This is a genomic window from Pseudoalteromonas rubra (genome assembly GCF_001482385.1).
GTDB classification, from domain to species: domain Bacteria; phylum Pseudomonadota; class Gammaproteobacteria; order Enterobacterales; family Alteromonadaceae; genus Pseudoalteromonas; species Pseudoalteromonas ardens.
In genome coordinates this window covers 2,800,991-2,817,392 of record NZ_CP013611.1, presented here as the reverse complement: position 1 = coordinate 2,817,392, position 16,402 = coordinate 2,800,991, and the positions used below count along the sequence as shown (strand labels likewise).

Below are 16,402 nucleotides of genomic sequence, written 5' to 3'. Positions count from 1 at the left end.
TAATTCGCTTGTCACTGAGTCTAACATAGCGCCACAGGTTTAAAGAAGTAAAGCGGGCCGCGGTCAGCCTCGCTATCGCGAGACAAACCGACAACTGAGCAGGTTACGCGCTTTACTTACCACCGATTTGCATATCGAGAATGCAGGCCAGAATGTTCCCCTCACGGCCTAACTTGGCGTGATAAACCTGCCGATACGCCATGACATTTTTAACATAATCACGGGTTTCCCGGTATGGGATCAATTCGATCCATAACTCCGCAGGCATAGCCTCTTGTGGGATCCAGCGCTTCACCCGATGAAAACCGGCATTGTAAGAGGCTGTAGCCAGGATCTCGTTGCCTTTATTCTTCCCTTTCAGGTAATCGAGATAATCGGTACCCAGGCGAATATTGGTCGCTGGTTTCATTAATTGGCGCGTCGATACCCGTGACTTAGCCACATACTTCGCGGTACTGGGCAGCAGCTGCATCAGGCCATACGCATCTGCATGAGAGCGCGCATCGGGCGCGAATGAACTTTCTCTGCGGGCAATCGCAAAGCTCCACGCCAAATCAACTTTATTGCGTTCACTGTAGCGAACAAACAAATCGTCAAATGCCATTGGAAAACGTAAGTCTACATAGTTCCAGGCTTTGATCTGAGCCAGCGTATAAATGGTGCTGTCATACCAATCGAGTTCAACTGCCAGTAAAGACGCCGCCAGTTTTTCCGCGGTACTGGAGGTATTGGTCAAATAATTCCACTCACGACGCGCTGCGGTAAAACGCTCCAGCTCATAGAGCGCTTTTGCCCTTTTAAAGCCAGGTGCTTCCGAGACCTTGGCCACAATGCTCGGCGGCACATTCAGCGGCTCAGCATTGAGTTGCGCTGGCAGATCCAGGCGCGCAGCAGCAAGAAAACCATAGTAATCACGCTTCGATGCAATCTGTCGCCACAGGGCTTGCGCCTTTTCCGTCTGATTACGCTTGGCATAGCTATAGCCCAGCCAGTATGTCTGACCATGACTGAGATTTTCCATGCCCGTAAACAGCACGGCGATCCCTTCCCAATCCTGCTCTTTAAGCATGTTACTCATCAGCCACTGACGCAGTTTCTTATCTTGTAATTCCGGGGGCACTTTGTTTAGCCAGAACTTTGCCTGCTCATGTCCTTTTGAAGCCAGTGCCAGGGCAAACCGATATGCCACACTGTCCTGTTGTGCCCGAGTAAAGGTAAACATGCCCTGTAATTTATCCCAGGCGCGCAATGCCAGTTTAGGATCACGCCAGATCAAACGCCGGACACCATAAACGGCTATCTCCGCTTCTTTAGCAGAGCGCTGCTTATATCGGTAAAGACCAGCTGATGCGCTGGGATCGCGCCGTACGCTAAGATACAGATCTGCCAAATAGGCTTCATTGCGGGGCAATAAGGTTTTTAAATACTTCAGTAACGATGCCTGACCGCCCTGCGCAGTGTGCGTGATCCTTTGCCACACCAGCGCTTGTGTCCGATACCCGGCTTTCTGCCAGCGGCTAAACAATTTATCGCAAGCTTTGGGTTGAGACTTACCGACAACCCACAATGGCTCTACCTGATCCAAAATGGCTTTCTGTGGCGCGCCCAGGTCAAGCTGGAACTGTAAGTAGGTACATTTCAGCTCCGCATTGGTGGTGTCCTGATAATGTTCTATAAAAAGGGCTTTCTTGTTGCGACGCTTGAGATAATTCAACCAACTCTTTCGTACCATCCAATCCAATGGCGTATGATCATAAATCGACAAAAACCGCCCTATTTCGTCCTGATATTTGAGCTTTGGATGGCGTTTATAGAAGGTTGCCTCAACATAAGGCTTGAGGGGATGATCGAGCTCAGCCAGCGACTTTTTAAAAGCCTGATAATTGCCACTCCACGCTACGCGCTCTGCGTCTTTAAACGCCTTATGCGGATCCGCAGCCTGTCCCAAGTGGCTCCAGGCCCCACTGCACACTGCAAGGCACGTGACAGCAAAACGACTAAACCATAATTTCATAGTGCTTAACTTTCATTCTCTTGATTGTCAGTTAATGTTCTGGCGTGTCAAAAATGCAACTAGATAAGGCCCACACCAAAACACCTTCCTTTCTGTGAGTTCCCTGCCCGGGCGCACTGTGTACCCCAAACAGTCGTGTGTTTAACACCAGACTATTGCGTGGCAACTTGCCCAAGGCTTAACGTCCGGACAAACCTTGTCATCCGGAAAATAATCAGCCAAACCACCTTAGCATTGTGCCTAACCCTTTGCAGTAAACCTGCGGTAAATTTTTCATTGCAATTTTCTTTTAAAGACGCCACACTGAATGAAATGACAACTCATCGTACCAGTGTAAAAACACGGGAGAACATGTATGTTAATGAAACGCGAGTCCTTTGTTGTGGATTTCTACAAAGGCAAAATCGCTGAGTTTAAGTTTTGTTTGCCAGGTTCGGTCAACAAATTATCTCAGCAAACCCTGCAAGATTGTCATGCGGCGCTCAAAGAGCTGGCACAACGTGATGACATCGACGGCCTGATTTTTAGCTCCGACAAAGACCACTTTATTGTTGGAGCCGACATTTTCGAGTTCCTGCCTACCTTTGACCGCCCGGAAGCCGAGCTGGTTGAATGGATCAAAGCAGCCACCGACGTATTTGATGCCCTGGAAGATTTACCTTTCCCAACCTTGTCTGCGGTCAATGGTCTGGCACTGGGCGGTGGTTGTGAGTGGGTACTTGCTACCGATTATCGTATTGCCTCTGACAGCGCAAAAATTGGCCTGCCAGAAGTGAAGCTGGGCATTATGCCAGGCTTTGGTGGTACCGTACGTCTGCCACGCCTCATTGGTGCGGACAACGCGATGACCTGGATCACCACAGGTAAAGAAAACCGCGCGGCTGACGCGCTAAAAGTCGGAGCAGTGGATGCCGTCGTCGCTCAGGATAAGCTGATGGACGCCGCACTGCGTACCATGGAGCAAGCCGTAGCCGGTAAGCTGGACTGGCGTGCTAAGCGCCAAATCAAGCTAGACCCGCTGAAAATGAACCGCGTTGAGCAAGGCATGAGCTTTGCGATGGCCGAAGGCATGGTCATGGCCAAAACCAAAGGCCACTACCCGGCACCTGTTATGGCGGTTAAAACCATCAAAGCTGCAGCCAATATGGGTCGCGATGAAGCGATGGCAGTCGAAAACGCAAGCTTCGCCAAACTGGCTAAGACCGCAGAAGCAGCGGCACAAACCGGGATCTTCCTGGCCGATCAGTACATCAAAGGCGTTGCCAAGAAACAGGCGAAGCAAAGTCAGACTGACATCAAGCAAGCAGCCGTTCTGGGTGCTGGCATCATGGGTGGCGGTATCGCTTATCAGTCAGCATATAAAGGTACACCGATTGTCATGAAAGACATCAGTCAGGGTGCACTGGACTTAGGCATGGGCGAAGCGGCCAAGTTGCTGGGCAAAAAAGTCGAGCGTGGTCACATGAAGCTGGACAAAATGGTTGGCACACTGGCACAGATCAAGCCAACGCTGAATGACCGTGACCTGGAAGGCAGTGACATCATCGTTGAAGCGGTTGTCGAGAACCCACAAATCAAGAAAACCGTACTAGCGGGCCTTGAGCAGCAACTACCCGCTGGCACGATCCTGACCTCGAACACTTCAACCATTCGCATCGATGAACTGGCAGAAGGACTAGCGCATCCCGAACACTTCTGTGGTATGCACTTCTTTAACCCGGTGCCTAAAATGCCGCTGGTTGAGATCATTCGCGGTGCAAAAACCTCAGATGACACCGTTGCAGCCGTTGTCGACTATGCACTGAAACTGGGCAAGTCGCCAATCGTTGTGAATGACTGTCCAGGCTTCTTTGTTAACCGTGTCTTGTTCCCTTACTTTGCGGGCTTCAGTCAGCTGGTCGTAGAGGGGGCTGACTTCACACAAGTCGACAAAGTCATGGAAAATGTCTTTGGTTGGCCAATGGGGCCGGCTTACCTGCTGGACGTTGTTGGGATCGACACAGCCAATCACTGTACCGGCGTGATGGCGGATGGTTTCCCAACCCGCATGGCACGTCAGGATAAAGATCCAGTTGCCCACCTGGCCAACGCAAATCGCTTTGGACAGAAAAACCAGAAAGGTTTCTACCAGTATGCACCTGATCGCAAAGGTCGCCTGAAGAAAAGCAAAGATGCCGACGCCGTTGCCCTGTTGAGTGAAATTTGTGATGCGCCGGCACAGTTTGACAAACAAACCATCATCGAGCGCTGTATGGTACCGATGATCAACGAAGTCCTGTTGTGTCTGCAAGAAGGCATCGTTGCCTCACCACAAGAAGCCGATATGGCACTGATCTACGGTATTGGTTTCCCGCCGTTCCGTGGTGGCGCATTCCGTTATCTGGATCAGCTAGGTCTGGCGGAATTCGTGAAAATCGCCGACAAGTACGCACATTTAGGCGAAATCTATCAGGTGTCGGAGCAAACCCGTGAGTGGGCAGCTACCGGTAAAGTATTCTACAAAGTGGAGGGTCAGTAACATGGAACAGGCTGTAATCGTAGATTGTATTCGTACGCCAATGGGCCGCTCCAAAGCTGGCGTGTTCAAACACAAACGTGCTGAAGATCTGAGTGCCCACTTGATGAAAGGGCTGCTGGATCGCAACCCGGCTGTGGCACCGGATTCTATCGATGACATTTACTGGGGTTGTGTACAACAAACCCTGGAGCAAGGCTTCAACGTGGGCCGCAATGCCGCCCTGCTGGCCGGCATTCCACATACCGTACCTGCGGTCACGGTAAACCGCTTGTGTGGTTCTTCCATGCAGGCATTGCATGATGCTGCACGTGCGATCATGACTGGTGCTGGCGATACTTACCTGATTGGTGGTGTGGAGCACATGGGCCACGTCCCGATGACGCACGGTAATGACTTCCACCCGGGTTTGTCGACTTCGGTTGCACAAGCCGCAGGCGTTATGGGTCTGACTGCGGAATACCTGGCTACCCTGCACGGTATTAACCGCGAGCAGCAAGATGCCTTTGCGGTTCGCTCACATCAGCGCGCTCACGCAGCCACAGTCGAAGGCCGTTTCGCTCGTGAAATTTTACCGATGGAAGGTCACGATGCCGATGGTGCACCGGTGCTGGTTGAACACGACGAAGTGATCCGCCCGGAAACCACCATGGAAGGCCTGAGTCAGTTACGTCCGGTATTCAATCCGGCTTCAGGTACAGTCACAGCAGGTACGTCATCTGCTCTGTCTGATGGTGCTTCAGCCATGCTGGTTATGAGTGAGTCAAAAGCCAAAGAACTGGGCCTGCCGATCCGCGCACGCATCAAGTCAATGGCGGTTGCAGGCTGCGATCCATCCATCATGGGTTACGGTCCGGTTCCTGCCAGCCAGAAAGCGCTGAAGCAGGCAGGTCTGAGCATTGAAGATATCGATGTGGCAGAGCTGAACGAAGCGTTTGCTGCACAGTCATTGCCGGTTCTGAAAGACCTTGGCTTGCTGGATGTTGCAGATGAGAAAGTCAACCTCAATGGCGGTGCGATTGCGCTGGGCCACCCACTGGGCTGTTCGGGCTCACGGATCAGCACATCCTTAATCCATATTATGGAAGACAAAGGTGCGAAATATGGTCTGGCGACCATGTGTATTGGTCTGGGCCAGGGTATCGCCACCGTGTTTGAACGCGTTGACGACTAACCAATACGCGATTCCCTAACCATTTTAACTTGGTGACCAAGGCAAGCTGCATACCGCAGCTTGCCTTTTTTATATCCAGACAGCGACCCGTTCACACGAGTATTTATTTGTTATACAAGGCGCGCTAGAATAGGCGTTTTATTTACCGGGGACACAGCCATGAACTTTGACAACACTGACCACACTCTTGATGCGATTGGCTTGCGTTGTCCTGAACCCGTGATGATGATCCGTGGTAAAGTAAGAAAAATGCAGGACGGTGAAACCCTGTTGATTCTGGCCGATGACCCGTCAACGACCCGGGATATTCCCAGCTTTTGTGAGTTTATGGATCACACTTTGGTAGCCAAAGAAGTGGATGACCTTCCTTACCGCTACCTGGTAAAGAAAGGGAAATGATTTTTGAGCTGGTGAGGAGCCCCACCAGCTATATCAATGCGTGTACTACACGAGAATTGGACATTCGATACAAGATATCCAACCACGGTGCCAGGTCGCTAATTCTTGCTGTGGACCGCCACCCCCATTGATAGCAGGAGTCGCCTGCTGCCCAATAACTTGCTTATCAGATAGATTTTTAACTGCTTTTTTATTTAGTTTAATTTTCATTGTTTTTCCTTGTTTATTTTATTTAACTCAAAGTTCACAATATCAAAACAATTAAGAAAGTACAATATTCAAGCGAAAAAACTGCACACTTCGTTTTGTGCAGTCCCGGCTTAATCGCGCTGGACTATGACTTTTGGCACTGCGCCTCTTGAGTCCAGTGAAATACGGTACCAGCCTTTTCTGTCTGGCATAAAAGCAAAGTAGTTGTACACAGTGTCACAGTCCGCAACAACCGGTTTGCCCAGGTTCACTTTGCCATCATAGCGAAAGCCGCAGTTATAACCTGGCGTCCATTTCGCATCCGCAATTTTAAATTCATACACTTTTCCCGGGCTCATAAAGCGAACCCGTACGCTGTAAAGCCCAGTCTGGGTCTGCGTCAACCGGTAAACTTCGTCGGCATCCCATAAAGTAAAGTCACCGCGCAGATACATAGGTCTGTCCACGGCAGGAGACGCATTGCTTGTGACATGCTGCTCACTTGAACTATCCGTTGACTGATGAGGTGCCGTCGTACAGGCACTCAAACCCAATGCCATTATCAAGGCAATGATGTGCTGTTTCATTGTTAATCCCGATCACAAAAATAAAAGCCAGCACGAATGCTGGCTTGTTTTAAGCGTGTCTGTCTTAGTTCTGCAAGACAGAGATGTCCGCCGTATTAAGGAACAAACGGCTAAGCTGGCTGAGTAACGCCAGACGGTTTTGCTTAACCGCTTCGTCGTCAGCCATGACCATGACATTATCAAAGAAGTTATCGACCGCTTCGCGCAGGCTTGCCAGTCGGGTCAGTGCTTGCTGATAATCCCCTTGCGCATAAACCGGTGCCAGTTCGGCAGTCAGTGCAGCGACTTCCTGGGCCAGCTGCTGCTCTGCCGCTTCAGACAACAACGCAGTATTCACCTCAGCGTCGCTGGTGACATTATTCTTCGCCAAAATATTGTTAACGCGTTTGTTGGCTGCGGCCAGTGCTTCTGCCTGCTCCAGTGTTCTGAAGTGGCTCACTGCTTTAACGCGACGGTCAAAGTCAACCGGCTGAGAAGGACGACGTGCCAATACCGCCTGGATCGCATCGACCGCAATGCCTTCATCCTGATACCAGGCACGGAAGCGGCCCAGCATGAACTCAAAGACTTCTTCGCCAACATTGTCGTTGGTCAGCTTGTCGCCGAACAAAGCACGAGACTTTTCAACCAGCGCATGAATGTCCAGCTCCAGCTCTTTCTCAACCATGATGCGTAATGCACCAATGGCAGCACGACGCAGGGCAAACGGGTCTTTGTCACCTTTTGGCGTCTGACCAATACCAAAGATCCCCACCAGGGTATCAAACTTATCAGCCAGTGCGACTGCGCAGCTGATCGGGTTTGAAGGCAAAGCATCGCCAGCAAAGCGCGGCATATACTGCTCATTCTGCGCCACCGCCACCTCTTCGGCTTCACCGTCAATACGTGCGTAATGCATACCCATTACACCCTGCACATCGGTGAACTCCATGACCATTTCAGTCATCAGATCTGTTTTACTCAACAGGCCAGCGCGTTCTGCTAACGCTTTATCTGAGCCCAATTGCTCGGCAATAAAACCAGCCAACGCGGCAATGCGCTCTGACTTGTCTTTCAATGTGCCCAGCTGTTTCTGGAACAACACAGTGCCTAATGATTCCAGACGGCTTTCCAGTGTTTTCTTCTTATCCGTTTCAAAGAAGAACTGTGCATCCGCCAGACGAGGACGAACCACTTTCTCATTACCTGAGATGACCACACTTGGATCTTTACTTTCAATGTTTGATACAAACAGGAACTTGTTGATAAGCTGACCTGACTTATCCAGTAGCGGAAAGTATTTCTGGTCGTCTTTCATGGTGTATATCAACGCTTCAGCAGGGACTGACAGGAACTCTTCCTCAAATGAGGCCACCAAAGTAACCGGCCACTCTACCAGGGCAGTCACTTCTTCCAGCAGAGCTTCATCCATCGCAACAACCGCACCCAGCTTGTCCGCTTCAGCATTGATCTGTTCACGGATAAGCGTTTTACGTGCTTCATAGTCAGCGATGACATAGGCCCCTTTCAGCGTATCAAATGCATCATCGGCATGATTGATGCTCACACGTTCAGGGTGGTGAAAACGATGGCCCTGTAGCTGATTTGAAATGGCTTTACCCAGGACTTCACCCTGTACAATTTCACCGCCCAGTAAGGCTGCGACAGTATGAACCGGACGGATAAACTGTGTCTTATTGGCACCCCAACGCATTGGTTTTGGGATCGGCAATTTGGCCAATGACTTGGCAATGGCATCCGATAACAATGCACTGGCCTGCTGGCCTGCGACGGTGGCGCGGTGCAACAACCAAGCACCTTTGTCGGTTTCCAATGTTTCAGCTTCCGATACTTCAATACCACAGCCACGTGCCCAACCCATAGCTGCTTTAGTCGGATTGCCGTCTGCATCGAAGGCTGCTTTGGTTGCCGGGCCGCGCTTCTCAACCACTTTGTCCTGTTGCTGGGTTTGCAAGCTGGCTACTTTTAAACCCAGGCGACGCGGTGACGCGTACCAGCTAATATCTTCAAATGCCAGCTCAAGGCCGGTCAGTTCAGCCTGCATATTGTCAGCAAAGGATTCTGCCAGCTTGCGTAAGGCTTTTGGTGGTAACTCTTCAGTACCAATTTCAACAAGTAGATTTTCTGTGGTCATGATTAATCCTTACAAAGCGGGAATCCGAGTGCCTCACGGGCCTCATAATAAGCCTGAGCACAGGCCTTAGACAGCGCACGCACACGTAAAATATAACGCTGACGCTCTGTCACAGAAATCGCATGACGGGCATCCAACAGGTTGAATGCATGCGATGCCTTCATTACCTGCTCATAGGCTGGTAAAGGCAATCCCGCTTCGATCAGCTTCTGGCTTTCCAGTTCACACTGATCGAACTGCTTGAACAAGGCGTCAACATCCGCATGCTCAAAGTTGTAAGTCGACTGTTCAACTTCGTTCTGATGGAACACATCGCCATAAGTCACACGGCCCATAGGACCATCGGTCCAGACCAGATCATAAATGCTGTCCACACCTTGTATATACATTGCCAGACGTTCCAAACCGTAGGTGATTTCACCAGTAACCGGCGCACATTCAAGGCCACCCACCTGTTGGAAGTACGTGAACTGAGTCACTTCCATACCATTGAGCCAGACTTCCCAACCCAGACCCCAGGCACCCAGGGTCGGTGATTCCCAGTTATCTTCTACAAAACGCACTTCATGGGTCAGGGTATCGATACCAAGTGCTTCCAGCGAACCCAGATATAGCTCCTGAATGTTTTCAGGGGATGGCTTCAATACCACCTGAAATTGATAGTAGTGCTGCAGGCGGTTTGGGTTTTCACCGTAACGACCATCAGTCGGGCGACGACAAGGTTGTACATACGCGCTCGACATTGGCTCCGGGCCAATCGACTTAAGGAAGGTCAGCGGATGAAACGTGCCCGCGCCCACTTCCATATCCAGTGGTTGCGCAATAACACAGCCTTGCTGTGCCCAATAGTCCTGTAAAGCCAGGATCAACCCTTGGAAGGTTTTGATATCGTATTTTTGCATAGTTGGCTTATTTTTGTATGGTACATGGAACCCATGTGTGGCGTGTCAAAACAGTGGCCAGTCTGGGCTAATAATGTCTGAAAATTATGCTCAGTATACCGCGAGCGTCGCGCCGTTTTAAGCGTTATCACTAAAAAAGCACGTAAAAAACGCGCTTCTCCCCCTCTGTTTGTCAGCGCATTTTGAGCTTTAAATTTCAAACAAAGAGTCAAAGTGAGCGCATGAAACAGAAAAAGCCACTCGCTAGGAGTGGCTTTTTGGAAGATTATCAACAAGCAATAACTTGTTTATACATCCAGGTTCACAACGCGTAATGCGTTTTGTTCGATGAAATCGCGGCGCGGTTCCACCTGATCACCCATCAGGGTTGCAAACAACTGGTCAGCTGCAATGGCGTCTTCAATAGTCACACGTAACATGCGACGTGCTGTTGGATCCATTGTAGTTTCCCAAAGCTGATCAGGGTTCATCTCACCCAGCCCTTTATAACGTTGTGTATACAAGCCACGCTTGGACTCTGAGATCAGCCAATCCAGTGATTCAGCAAATGTATCAACCGGCTGTGTTTTTTCACCGCGCTGTACATAACCCGTTTCACTGATCAAGTGTGCAACCGACTTACCTGTATTCACAATGCGAACGTAGTCTTTCGAGGTAATGAAGTCGTAATTCAGCGTATAAGCTTTATCAACACCGTGCTGGCGAATATTAACAACCGGGTAGTACATGTGACGTTCGTCATCATAGCTTACTTCCGCATTGTAGATAGTGGCATCTTCATCATGTTTGTCCAGGTCAGCAACGAATGCTTGAACCCAGCTGGTAACTTTCGCTTCATCACTCAGGTCTGCTTCACTAAGCTCATTCTGATATAGCAAACGAGACATCATGGCACGCGGGTACTTACGTGTCAGACGTTCAATCACATCAATGGTTTTCTGATAATCATGAACCATATTTTCAAGACGATTACCGGAAATGGCCTCTGCGCCCTCGCTTGAATAAATACTGGCACCATCCAACGCTAACGTTGTCAGGTAATCTGTCAGACCGTGGTCGTCTTTAATATAGCGCTCTTGTTTGCCTTTTTTCACTTTATACAGTGGTGGCTGAGCAATATAAACGTAACCACGCTCGATGATCTCTGGCATTTGACGATAGAAGAAGGTCAACAGCAGTGTACGAATGTGTGAGCCGTCGACGTCCGCATCGGTCATGATGATAATACGGTGATAACGCAATTTTTCCGGGTCGTATTCGTCACGGCCAATACCACAACCCAATGCAGTGATCAGTGTGGCAACTTCCTGCGAAGACAGCATCTTATCGAAACGCGCCTTCTCAACATTCAGGATTTTACCTTTCAGTGGCAAAATAGCCTGGTTCTTACGGTTACGGCCCTGCTTGGCCGAGCCACCTGCTGAATCACCCTCCACGATGTAGAGTTCAGATTCTGCCGGATCACGTTCCTGACAGTCAGCAAGCTTACCAGGTAGGCCTGCTAAATCCATAGCGCCTTTACGACGGGTCATTTCACGTGCTTTACGTGCGGCTTCACGGGCACGTGCTGCATCAATGATTTTACTTACAACCGTTTTCGCATCACCCGGGTTTTCCAGTAGATACTCTGTTAGCTTCTCAGCCATAGCTTGTTCAACCGCACCCTTCACCTCACTTGAAACAAGCTTGTCTTTAGTCTGAGACGAAAATTTTGGATCAGGTACTTTAACACTCACGACAGCCGTTAAGCCTTCACGCGCGTCATCACCTGTTGCGTTGCTTGCTGTTTTAGCTTTCTTGTTAAAGCCTTCTTTTTCCATGTAGTTATTTAGCGTACGAGTCAGGGCACTACGGAAACCCGCTAAGTGTGTACCGCCATCACGCTGAGGAATGTTGTTAGTGAAACAGTAAATATTTTCCTGGAATCCATCATTCCACTGCATGGATACTTCAACACTAATGCCGTCTTCACGTTCTGAAGTGAAGTTGAATACATTTTGATGAACAGGCGTTTTTTTACGGTTCAGGTATTCAACGAATGCCTGAATACCACCTTCGTACTTAAAGTGGTCTTGCTTGTTCTCTTCACGCTCATCACTCAGGATGATACTGACCCCTGAGTTCAGGAAAGATAGTTCGCGCAGTCGTTTTGCCAAAATATCATAATGGAAGTTGGTATCAGAGAAAGTCTCCGCACTTGGCCAAAATCTCAGCTCAGTTCCTGTGCTCTCAGCTTCGCCAATCACACCCAGTGGCGCATCTGGCACACCCATAGTGTATTTCTGCTGATGCACTTTGCCATCACGGCGAATTGTTAGTTGTAGTTTTTCTGAAAGTGCATTTACAACAGAAACACCTACGCCGTGTAGGCCACCTGATACTTTATAAGAGTTGTCATCAAATTTACCACCAGCATGTAGCACGGTCATGATGACTTCTGCAGCTGACACCCCTTCTTCAGGGTGCAGTTCCGTTGGGATACCACGGCCATTGTCTCGAACTGACACAGAGCCATCAGTATGGATAGTAACGAAGATATCGTCACAGTGTCCCGCCAACGCCTCATCAATAGAGTTGTCGACGACTTCGAAGACCATGTGATGTAGTCCAGTACCATCATCAGTGTCCCCGATATACATTCCCGGACGCTTCCTTACTGCATCCAATCCCTTCAGTACTTTAATACTCGATGAATCGTAATTATCAGACATGGTGTATTCCAATTATTTTGTTATTAAGCGGCCATGTTCCACGTGGAACATCTCAACATTTCGTTTCATGGGTTCCACAATGGCCTGGATACTTTCGGAGTCTATCGCAGTGATAAATAGCTGCGACTGACATTCTGCAAGTAAATGCGCGATGCTCAGCATCGTCTCCTGGCTTAACTCCGAAGGTAAATCGTCGATCAGCAATATGGATTGCTTCTCGGTCTCGGCCTCAATTAAGTTATTCTGTGCGATTTTTAGCGCATAGAGGGTTAACTTTAACTGACCCCGAGACAGTATATTTTCAACGCCGTGACCATTAGCATAAAAGTTAAAATCGGCTTTATGTGGCCCTTTAGTTGTATAGCCAAGCTTGCTATCCCGCTCCAGTTGGGCGTTTAGCACCTCAGCCAGTTCCCCTTTCCAGCCTGCGTCATAGCGCATTTCAAGGCCTTTAAAGATGGGGCTTATCACCCCTATCTTATCAAAAAAATGGCGCTCAAACCTACTTATATACGCCTTTCTGAACATATTTATTTGCTCAGCCAAACGAACAAATTCTCGGTCCCAAGTACGTATCTGAAGCTGGTACTGAGCAGGCTTAGTTTTCAGCAAAGCATTTCGTTGTTTAAGCACTTTGTTGAAGTCTTTCCAGACGCTATAAAACTGATGTTCCACGTGGAACACGCCTAAGTCGAGAAATTTTCGACGCTCTTTTGGTCCCCCAAAAAACAGCTCGTAGCTCTCTGGTGTGATCACCTGAGTTGGCAGGATCTGCGCCAATTCAGCGATTTTCCGACTCGCTTGCCCCTGGATCCTGAGCTGTGTTTCGCCCTGCAAATTTTTGCTTATACCTATGGGGATAGACAAACTATGCAGTTGCTTTTTACCATGAACAATACACTTATCCTGCTCATGACGGATCATCAATTTATGCTTGTTCGTTCTAAATGAACGCCCATTGGAAAGGAAGTAAATGGCTTCTAGCAGACTGGTTTTTCCACTGCCGTTCTCGCCTAAAATGATATTGATTTGTTCGCTTGGTGAAAAAGAAAGGGCCTCAATATTGCGAAAATTATTAAGGCTAATTTGATTTAAACTCATTTAAGAGTACACACCAATTCTACAGGCGCATAGGCATAACGACATACATTGCAGTGTCGTCGCTCGCCCCTTCGATCAGGGCACTGCTATTGGTATCTGCTAATGTAAACTGCACATCTTCTGTTTTTAGTGTGTTGAGTACATCCAACAAGTAGGAGACGTTAAAGCCAATTTCCAGGTCATCGCCCTGATATTCAACCTCAACGGTTTCCTCAGCCTGCTCCTGTTCGGGGTTATTCGCACTGATCTTTAACATGCCATTCGACAGATTAAGACGGACTCCACGGAACTTTTCGTTCGACAGAATAGAGACGCGCTGGAATGCACTGCGCAACCACTCTCGGTTAGCATTCACCAACTTATCACCACCACGTGGTAACACTCGGCGATAATCCGGGAAGCGCCCATCCACCAGCTTACTCGTCAAAGTAAACTCAGGATCCAAAATACGAATATGGTTACTACCAAACTGAATAGTTAGTGGCTCATCGTCTGCTGGCAACAAACGCATGATCTCCTGCACACCTTTACGCGGAATGATCAACTGACGTTGTGTATTCAATGACGCACCAAGCTGATGCTGAGCAATCGCAAGTCTGTGCCCATCGGTTGCAACCGTTTTAATCTCACTATTATCCACCTCAAAGGACATCCCATTGAGATAATAACGCACGTCCTGATTGGCCATCGAAAAGTGAGTCGCTTCTAATAACTGGCGCAATTCCTGACGGGTAATTTTAAACTCAACTTCGCCATCCCACTGTTCAAGGTTTGGAAAGTCTTCGGCTGCTAGGGTCGTCAAAGAAAAGCGACTTTGGCCACTGGTCAACAATAACTGATGCTCCTGACTACTCAGTTGCAACAAAGATCCATCCGGGAGACTCTTACATATATCGAGTAACTTTTTTGCTGGCAACGTGATACTGGCATCTGAAACTTGCTCTTCCAGTGTCACATTCGCAACCAGCTCAATCTCTAAGTCAGTGCCCGTCATCGATAACACACCGTTTTTAACTTCGACCAGAACATTGGACAAAATCGGCAGTGTGTGTTTTCGCTCAATGGCACCCGAGACCTGCATCAAGGGTTTTAAAAACTGTTCTCTTGAAATCGTAATTTGCATACTAGGCCCTTAAGACGACAATGTTCGGATCAGGTTTTGATAATCTTCTTTTACTTCGTGACTCTCGTCACGCAGTGCTTTTACTTTACGACACGCATGCAACACAGTGGTGTGATCACGCCCGCCAAAAGCATCACCAATCTCCGGTAAACTGTGGTTAGTCAGTTCTTTAGACAACGCCATAGCGACTTGTCTAGGTCGAGCAACCGAACGGCTACGGCGTTTTGATAGTAAATCTGAAACACGAATACGATAATACTCGGCAACGGTACGCTGAATATTGTCGATGGTCACCAGCTTATCTTGTAATGCCAGCAGGTCACGGAGTGCCTCTTTTACAAACTCGATGGAAATCGGCCGGCCAGTGAAATTGGCATTGGCAATCACCCGGTTCAAAGCCCCTTCCAACTCACGGACGTTAGAACGCAATTTCTTAGCAATAAAAAACGCCACTTCGTGAGGCAAATTGATATTACTCTGCTGCGCTTTCTTCATCAGGATCGCAACCCGCGTTTCCAGTTCAGGTGGCTCGATCGCAATCGTCAGGCCCCAGCCAAATCGAGACTTAAGACGATCTTCAACACCCTCGATTTCTTTTGGGTATCTGTCCGACGTCAAAATAATCTGCTGATTGCCTTCCAGTAATGCATTGAAGGTATGAAAGAACTCTTCCTGTGAGCGTTCTTTATTAGCAAAAAACTGGATATCATCGATCATCAGCGCATCAACACTGCGGTAATAACGCTTAAACTCTTCAATCGCATTGTTCTGCAATGCCTTAACCATGTCCTGAACGAAACGTTCAGAATGCATGTAGACAATCTTGGCATCTGGTTTTTTATCAATAATGCCATTGCCCACTGCATGCAACAGGTGAGTTTTACCTAAACCTGTTCCACCATAAATAAACACAGGGTTAAACGCAGAACCTGGATTATCGGCAACCTGAGTTGCAGCAGCCTTCGCGAGCTGATTTGACTTACCTTCAACAAAGTTATCAAAGGTATAGTTTTCTTTAATATTGGACTTCACCCCAGATTTGGGGGCCGGTTCTACTTTTGCCGAACTGGGCGTGCCCGCCGATGAGGCAGCCGGTTTAGCCACAGCGCCAGTTTGCGTGCTTTGGCTACTCTCGCTAGAGGCAGGTGTACTGTTAACTGCGCCAATCGGCTTACTACCTACATCAAATCGCAATTCTGGCGCTTCATCGCCACAGATCTCAGTCAGTAACTCACTGATGCGATTTAAATACTTTTCTCTCACCCAGTCCAAAACAAATCGATTTGGCGCATAGATGGTCAAGGTATCTTCGGTACTTTCTGCTTGTAGTGGTCGCACCCACATATTGAACTGTTGAGAAGGCAGCTCATCCTGCAAAACATATAAACAACTTTGCCAAACCGACAGATACACGTCGCACTCCGAATAGTTAATATTCCCGTACATAAAAACCAAGGATGTTGCCAGATTTACCAACAAGGTTATACACAGCTAATCCAAAGGATCGACGGAAATGCTTGTTTATTATCATAAATACATAGGTGGAAGCCGGG

General features: G+C 48.6%; 12 protein-coding genes. 3 read left to right on the top strand and 9 right to left on the bottom strand.

The annotated features are described in order from the left end of the window. Positions 1-112 precede the first annotated feature (112 nt). Complete coding sequence (locus AT705_RS12215) at positions 113-2,014, bottom strand: lytic transglycosylase domain-containing protein (protein ID WP_237113725.1); 1,902 nt, start codon at positions 2,012-2,014, stop codon at positions 113-115. 355 nt (positions 2,015-2,369) lie between these two features. Between AT705_RS12215 and fadB the strand changes: the two genes are divergently transcribed. The 3 genes from fadB to tusA all read left to right on the top strand — a co-directional run bounded on the left by fadB (position 2,370) and on the right by tusA (position 6,102). Next, entirely contained in the window at positions 2,370-4,532 is a 2,163-nt protein-coding gene (fadB, locus tag AT705_RS12210; RefSeq protein ID WP_058796802.1) for a fatty acid oxidation complex subunit alpha FadB, read from the top strand. Between the two features lies 1 nt (position 4,533). Beyond that, positions 4,534-5,703, top strand: a complete 1,170-nt coding sequence (gene fadA / locus AT705_RS12205) for an acetyl-CoA C-acyltransferase FadA (RefSeq protein ID WP_010384841.1) — start codon at positions 4,534-4,536, stop codon at positions 5,701-5,703. Between the two features lie 159 nt (positions 5,704-5,862). After that, positions 5,863-6,102 (top strand): sulfurtransferase TusA, encoded by a 240-nt coding sequence (gene tusA, locus AT705_RS12200; protein WP_058796801.1) that lies wholly within the window; start codon positions 5,863-5,865, stop codon positions 6,100-6,102. Positions 6,103-6,147: 45 nt separating this feature from the next. On the opposite strand, the gene AT705_RS25275 is transcribed toward tusA, so the two are convergent. The 8 genes from AT705_RS25275 to dnaA form a co-directional block, all read right to left on the bottom strand. Continuing rightward, a complete protein-coding gene (locus tag AT705_RS25275) occupies positions 6,148-6,312 on the bottom strand; it encodes a hypothetical protein (RefSeq protein ID WP_155946288.1) in 165 nt (54 codons plus the stop codon). 110 nt (positions 6,313-6,422) lie between these two features. Beyond that, positions 6,423-6,878 carry a hypothetical protein gene (locus AT705_RS12195; protein WP_058796800.1) on the bottom strand — a complete coding sequence of 152 codons (456 nt, stop codon included), beginning with the start codon at positions 6,876-6,878 and terminating at the stop codon, positions 6,423-6,425. A gap of 64 nt (positions 6,879-6,942) precedes the next feature. Further along, positions 6,943-9,012, bottom strand: a complete 2,070-nt coding sequence (gene glyS / locus AT705_RS12190) for a glycine--tRNA ligase subunit beta (protein WP_058796799.1) — start codon at positions 9,010-9,012, stop codon at positions 6,943-6,945. A gap of 2 nt (positions 9,013-9,014) precedes the next feature. Beyond that, on the bottom strand, positions 9,015-9,914 hold the full coding sequence (glyQ, locus tag AT705_RS12185; RefSeq protein ID WP_010384845.1) for a glycine--tRNA ligase subunit alpha: 900 nt from the start codon (positions 9,912-9,914) through the stop codon (positions 9,015-9,017). Between the two features lie 287 nt (positions 9,915-10,201). Further along, positions 10,202-12,625 carry a DNA topoisomerase (ATP-hydrolyzing) subunit B gene (gene gyrB, locus AT705_RS12180; protein WP_058796798.1) on the bottom strand — a complete coding sequence of 808 codons (2,424 nt, stop codon included), beginning with the start codon at positions 12,623-12,625 and terminating at the stop codon, positions 10,202-10,204. A gap of 12 nt (positions 12,626-12,637) precedes the next feature. Continuing rightward, entirely contained in the window at positions 12,638-13,726 is a 1,089-nt protein-coding gene (gene recF, locus AT705_RS12175; RefSeq protein WP_058796797.1) for a DNA replication/repair protein RecF, read from the bottom strand. A 19-nt stretch (positions 13,727-13,745) separates the two neighbouring features. After that, positions 13,746-14,849, bottom strand: a complete 1,104-nt coding sequence (gene dnaN, locus AT705_RS12170; RefSeq protein WP_058796796.1) for a DNA polymerase III subunit beta — start codon at positions 14,847-14,849, stop codon at positions 13,746-13,748. A gap of 9 nt (positions 14,850-14,858) precedes the next feature. Then, entirely contained in the window at positions 14,859-16,262 is a 1,404-nt protein-coding gene (gene dnaA, locus AT705_RS12165) for a chromosomal replication initiator protein DnaA (RefSeq protein WP_058796795.1), read from the bottom strand. Positions 16,263-16,402 lie beyond the last annotated feature (140 nt).

What these genes read in the sequence shown, in the direction of transcription:
- fadA (WP_010384841.1), top strand. Translation starts at nt 4,534, where the DNA reads ATGGAACAGGCTGTAATCGTAGATTGTATTCGTACGCCAATGGGCCGC.
- AT705_RS12195 (WP_058796800.1), bottom strand. Translation starts at nt 6,878, where the DNA reads ATGAAACAGCACATCATTGCCTTGATAATGGCATTGGGTTTGAGTGCC.
- dnaN (WP_058796796.1), bottom strand. Translation starts at nt 14,849, where the DNA reads ATGCAAATTACGATTTCAAGAGAACAGTTTTTAAAACCCTTGATGCAG.
- AT705_RS25275 (WP_155946288.1), bottom strand. Translation starts at nt 6,312, where the DNA reads ATGAAAATTAAACTAAATAAAAAAGCAGTTAAAAATCTATCTGATAAG.
- glyS (WP_058796799.1), bottom strand. Translation starts at nt 9,012, where the DNA reads ATGACCACAGAAAATCTACTTGTTGAAATTGGTACTGAAGAGTTACCA.
- AT705_RS12215 (WP_237113725.1), bottom strand. Translation starts at nt 2,014, where the DNA reads ATGAAATTATGGTTTAGTCGTTTTGCTGTCACGTGCCTTGCAGTGTGC.
- recF (WP_058796797.1), bottom strand. Translation starts at nt 13,726, where the DNA reads ATGAGTTTAAATCAAATTAGCCTTAATAATTTTCGCAATATTGAGGCC.
- tusA (WP_058796801.1), top strand. Translation starts at nt 5,863, where the DNA reads ATGAACTTTGACAACACTGACCACACTCTTGATGCGATTGGCTTGCGT.
- gyrB (WP_058796798.1), bottom strand. Translation starts at nt 12,625, where the DNA reads ATGTCTGATAATTACGATTCATCGAGTATTAAAGTACTGAAGGGATTG.
- glyQ (WP_010384845.1), bottom strand. Translation starts at nt 9,914, where the DNA reads ATGCAAAAATACGATATCAAAACCTTCCAAGGGTTGATCCTGGCTTTA.
- fadB (WP_058796802.1), top strand. Translation starts at nt 2,370, where the DNA reads ATGTTAATGAAACGCGAGTCCTTTGTTGTGGATTTCTACAAAGGCAAA.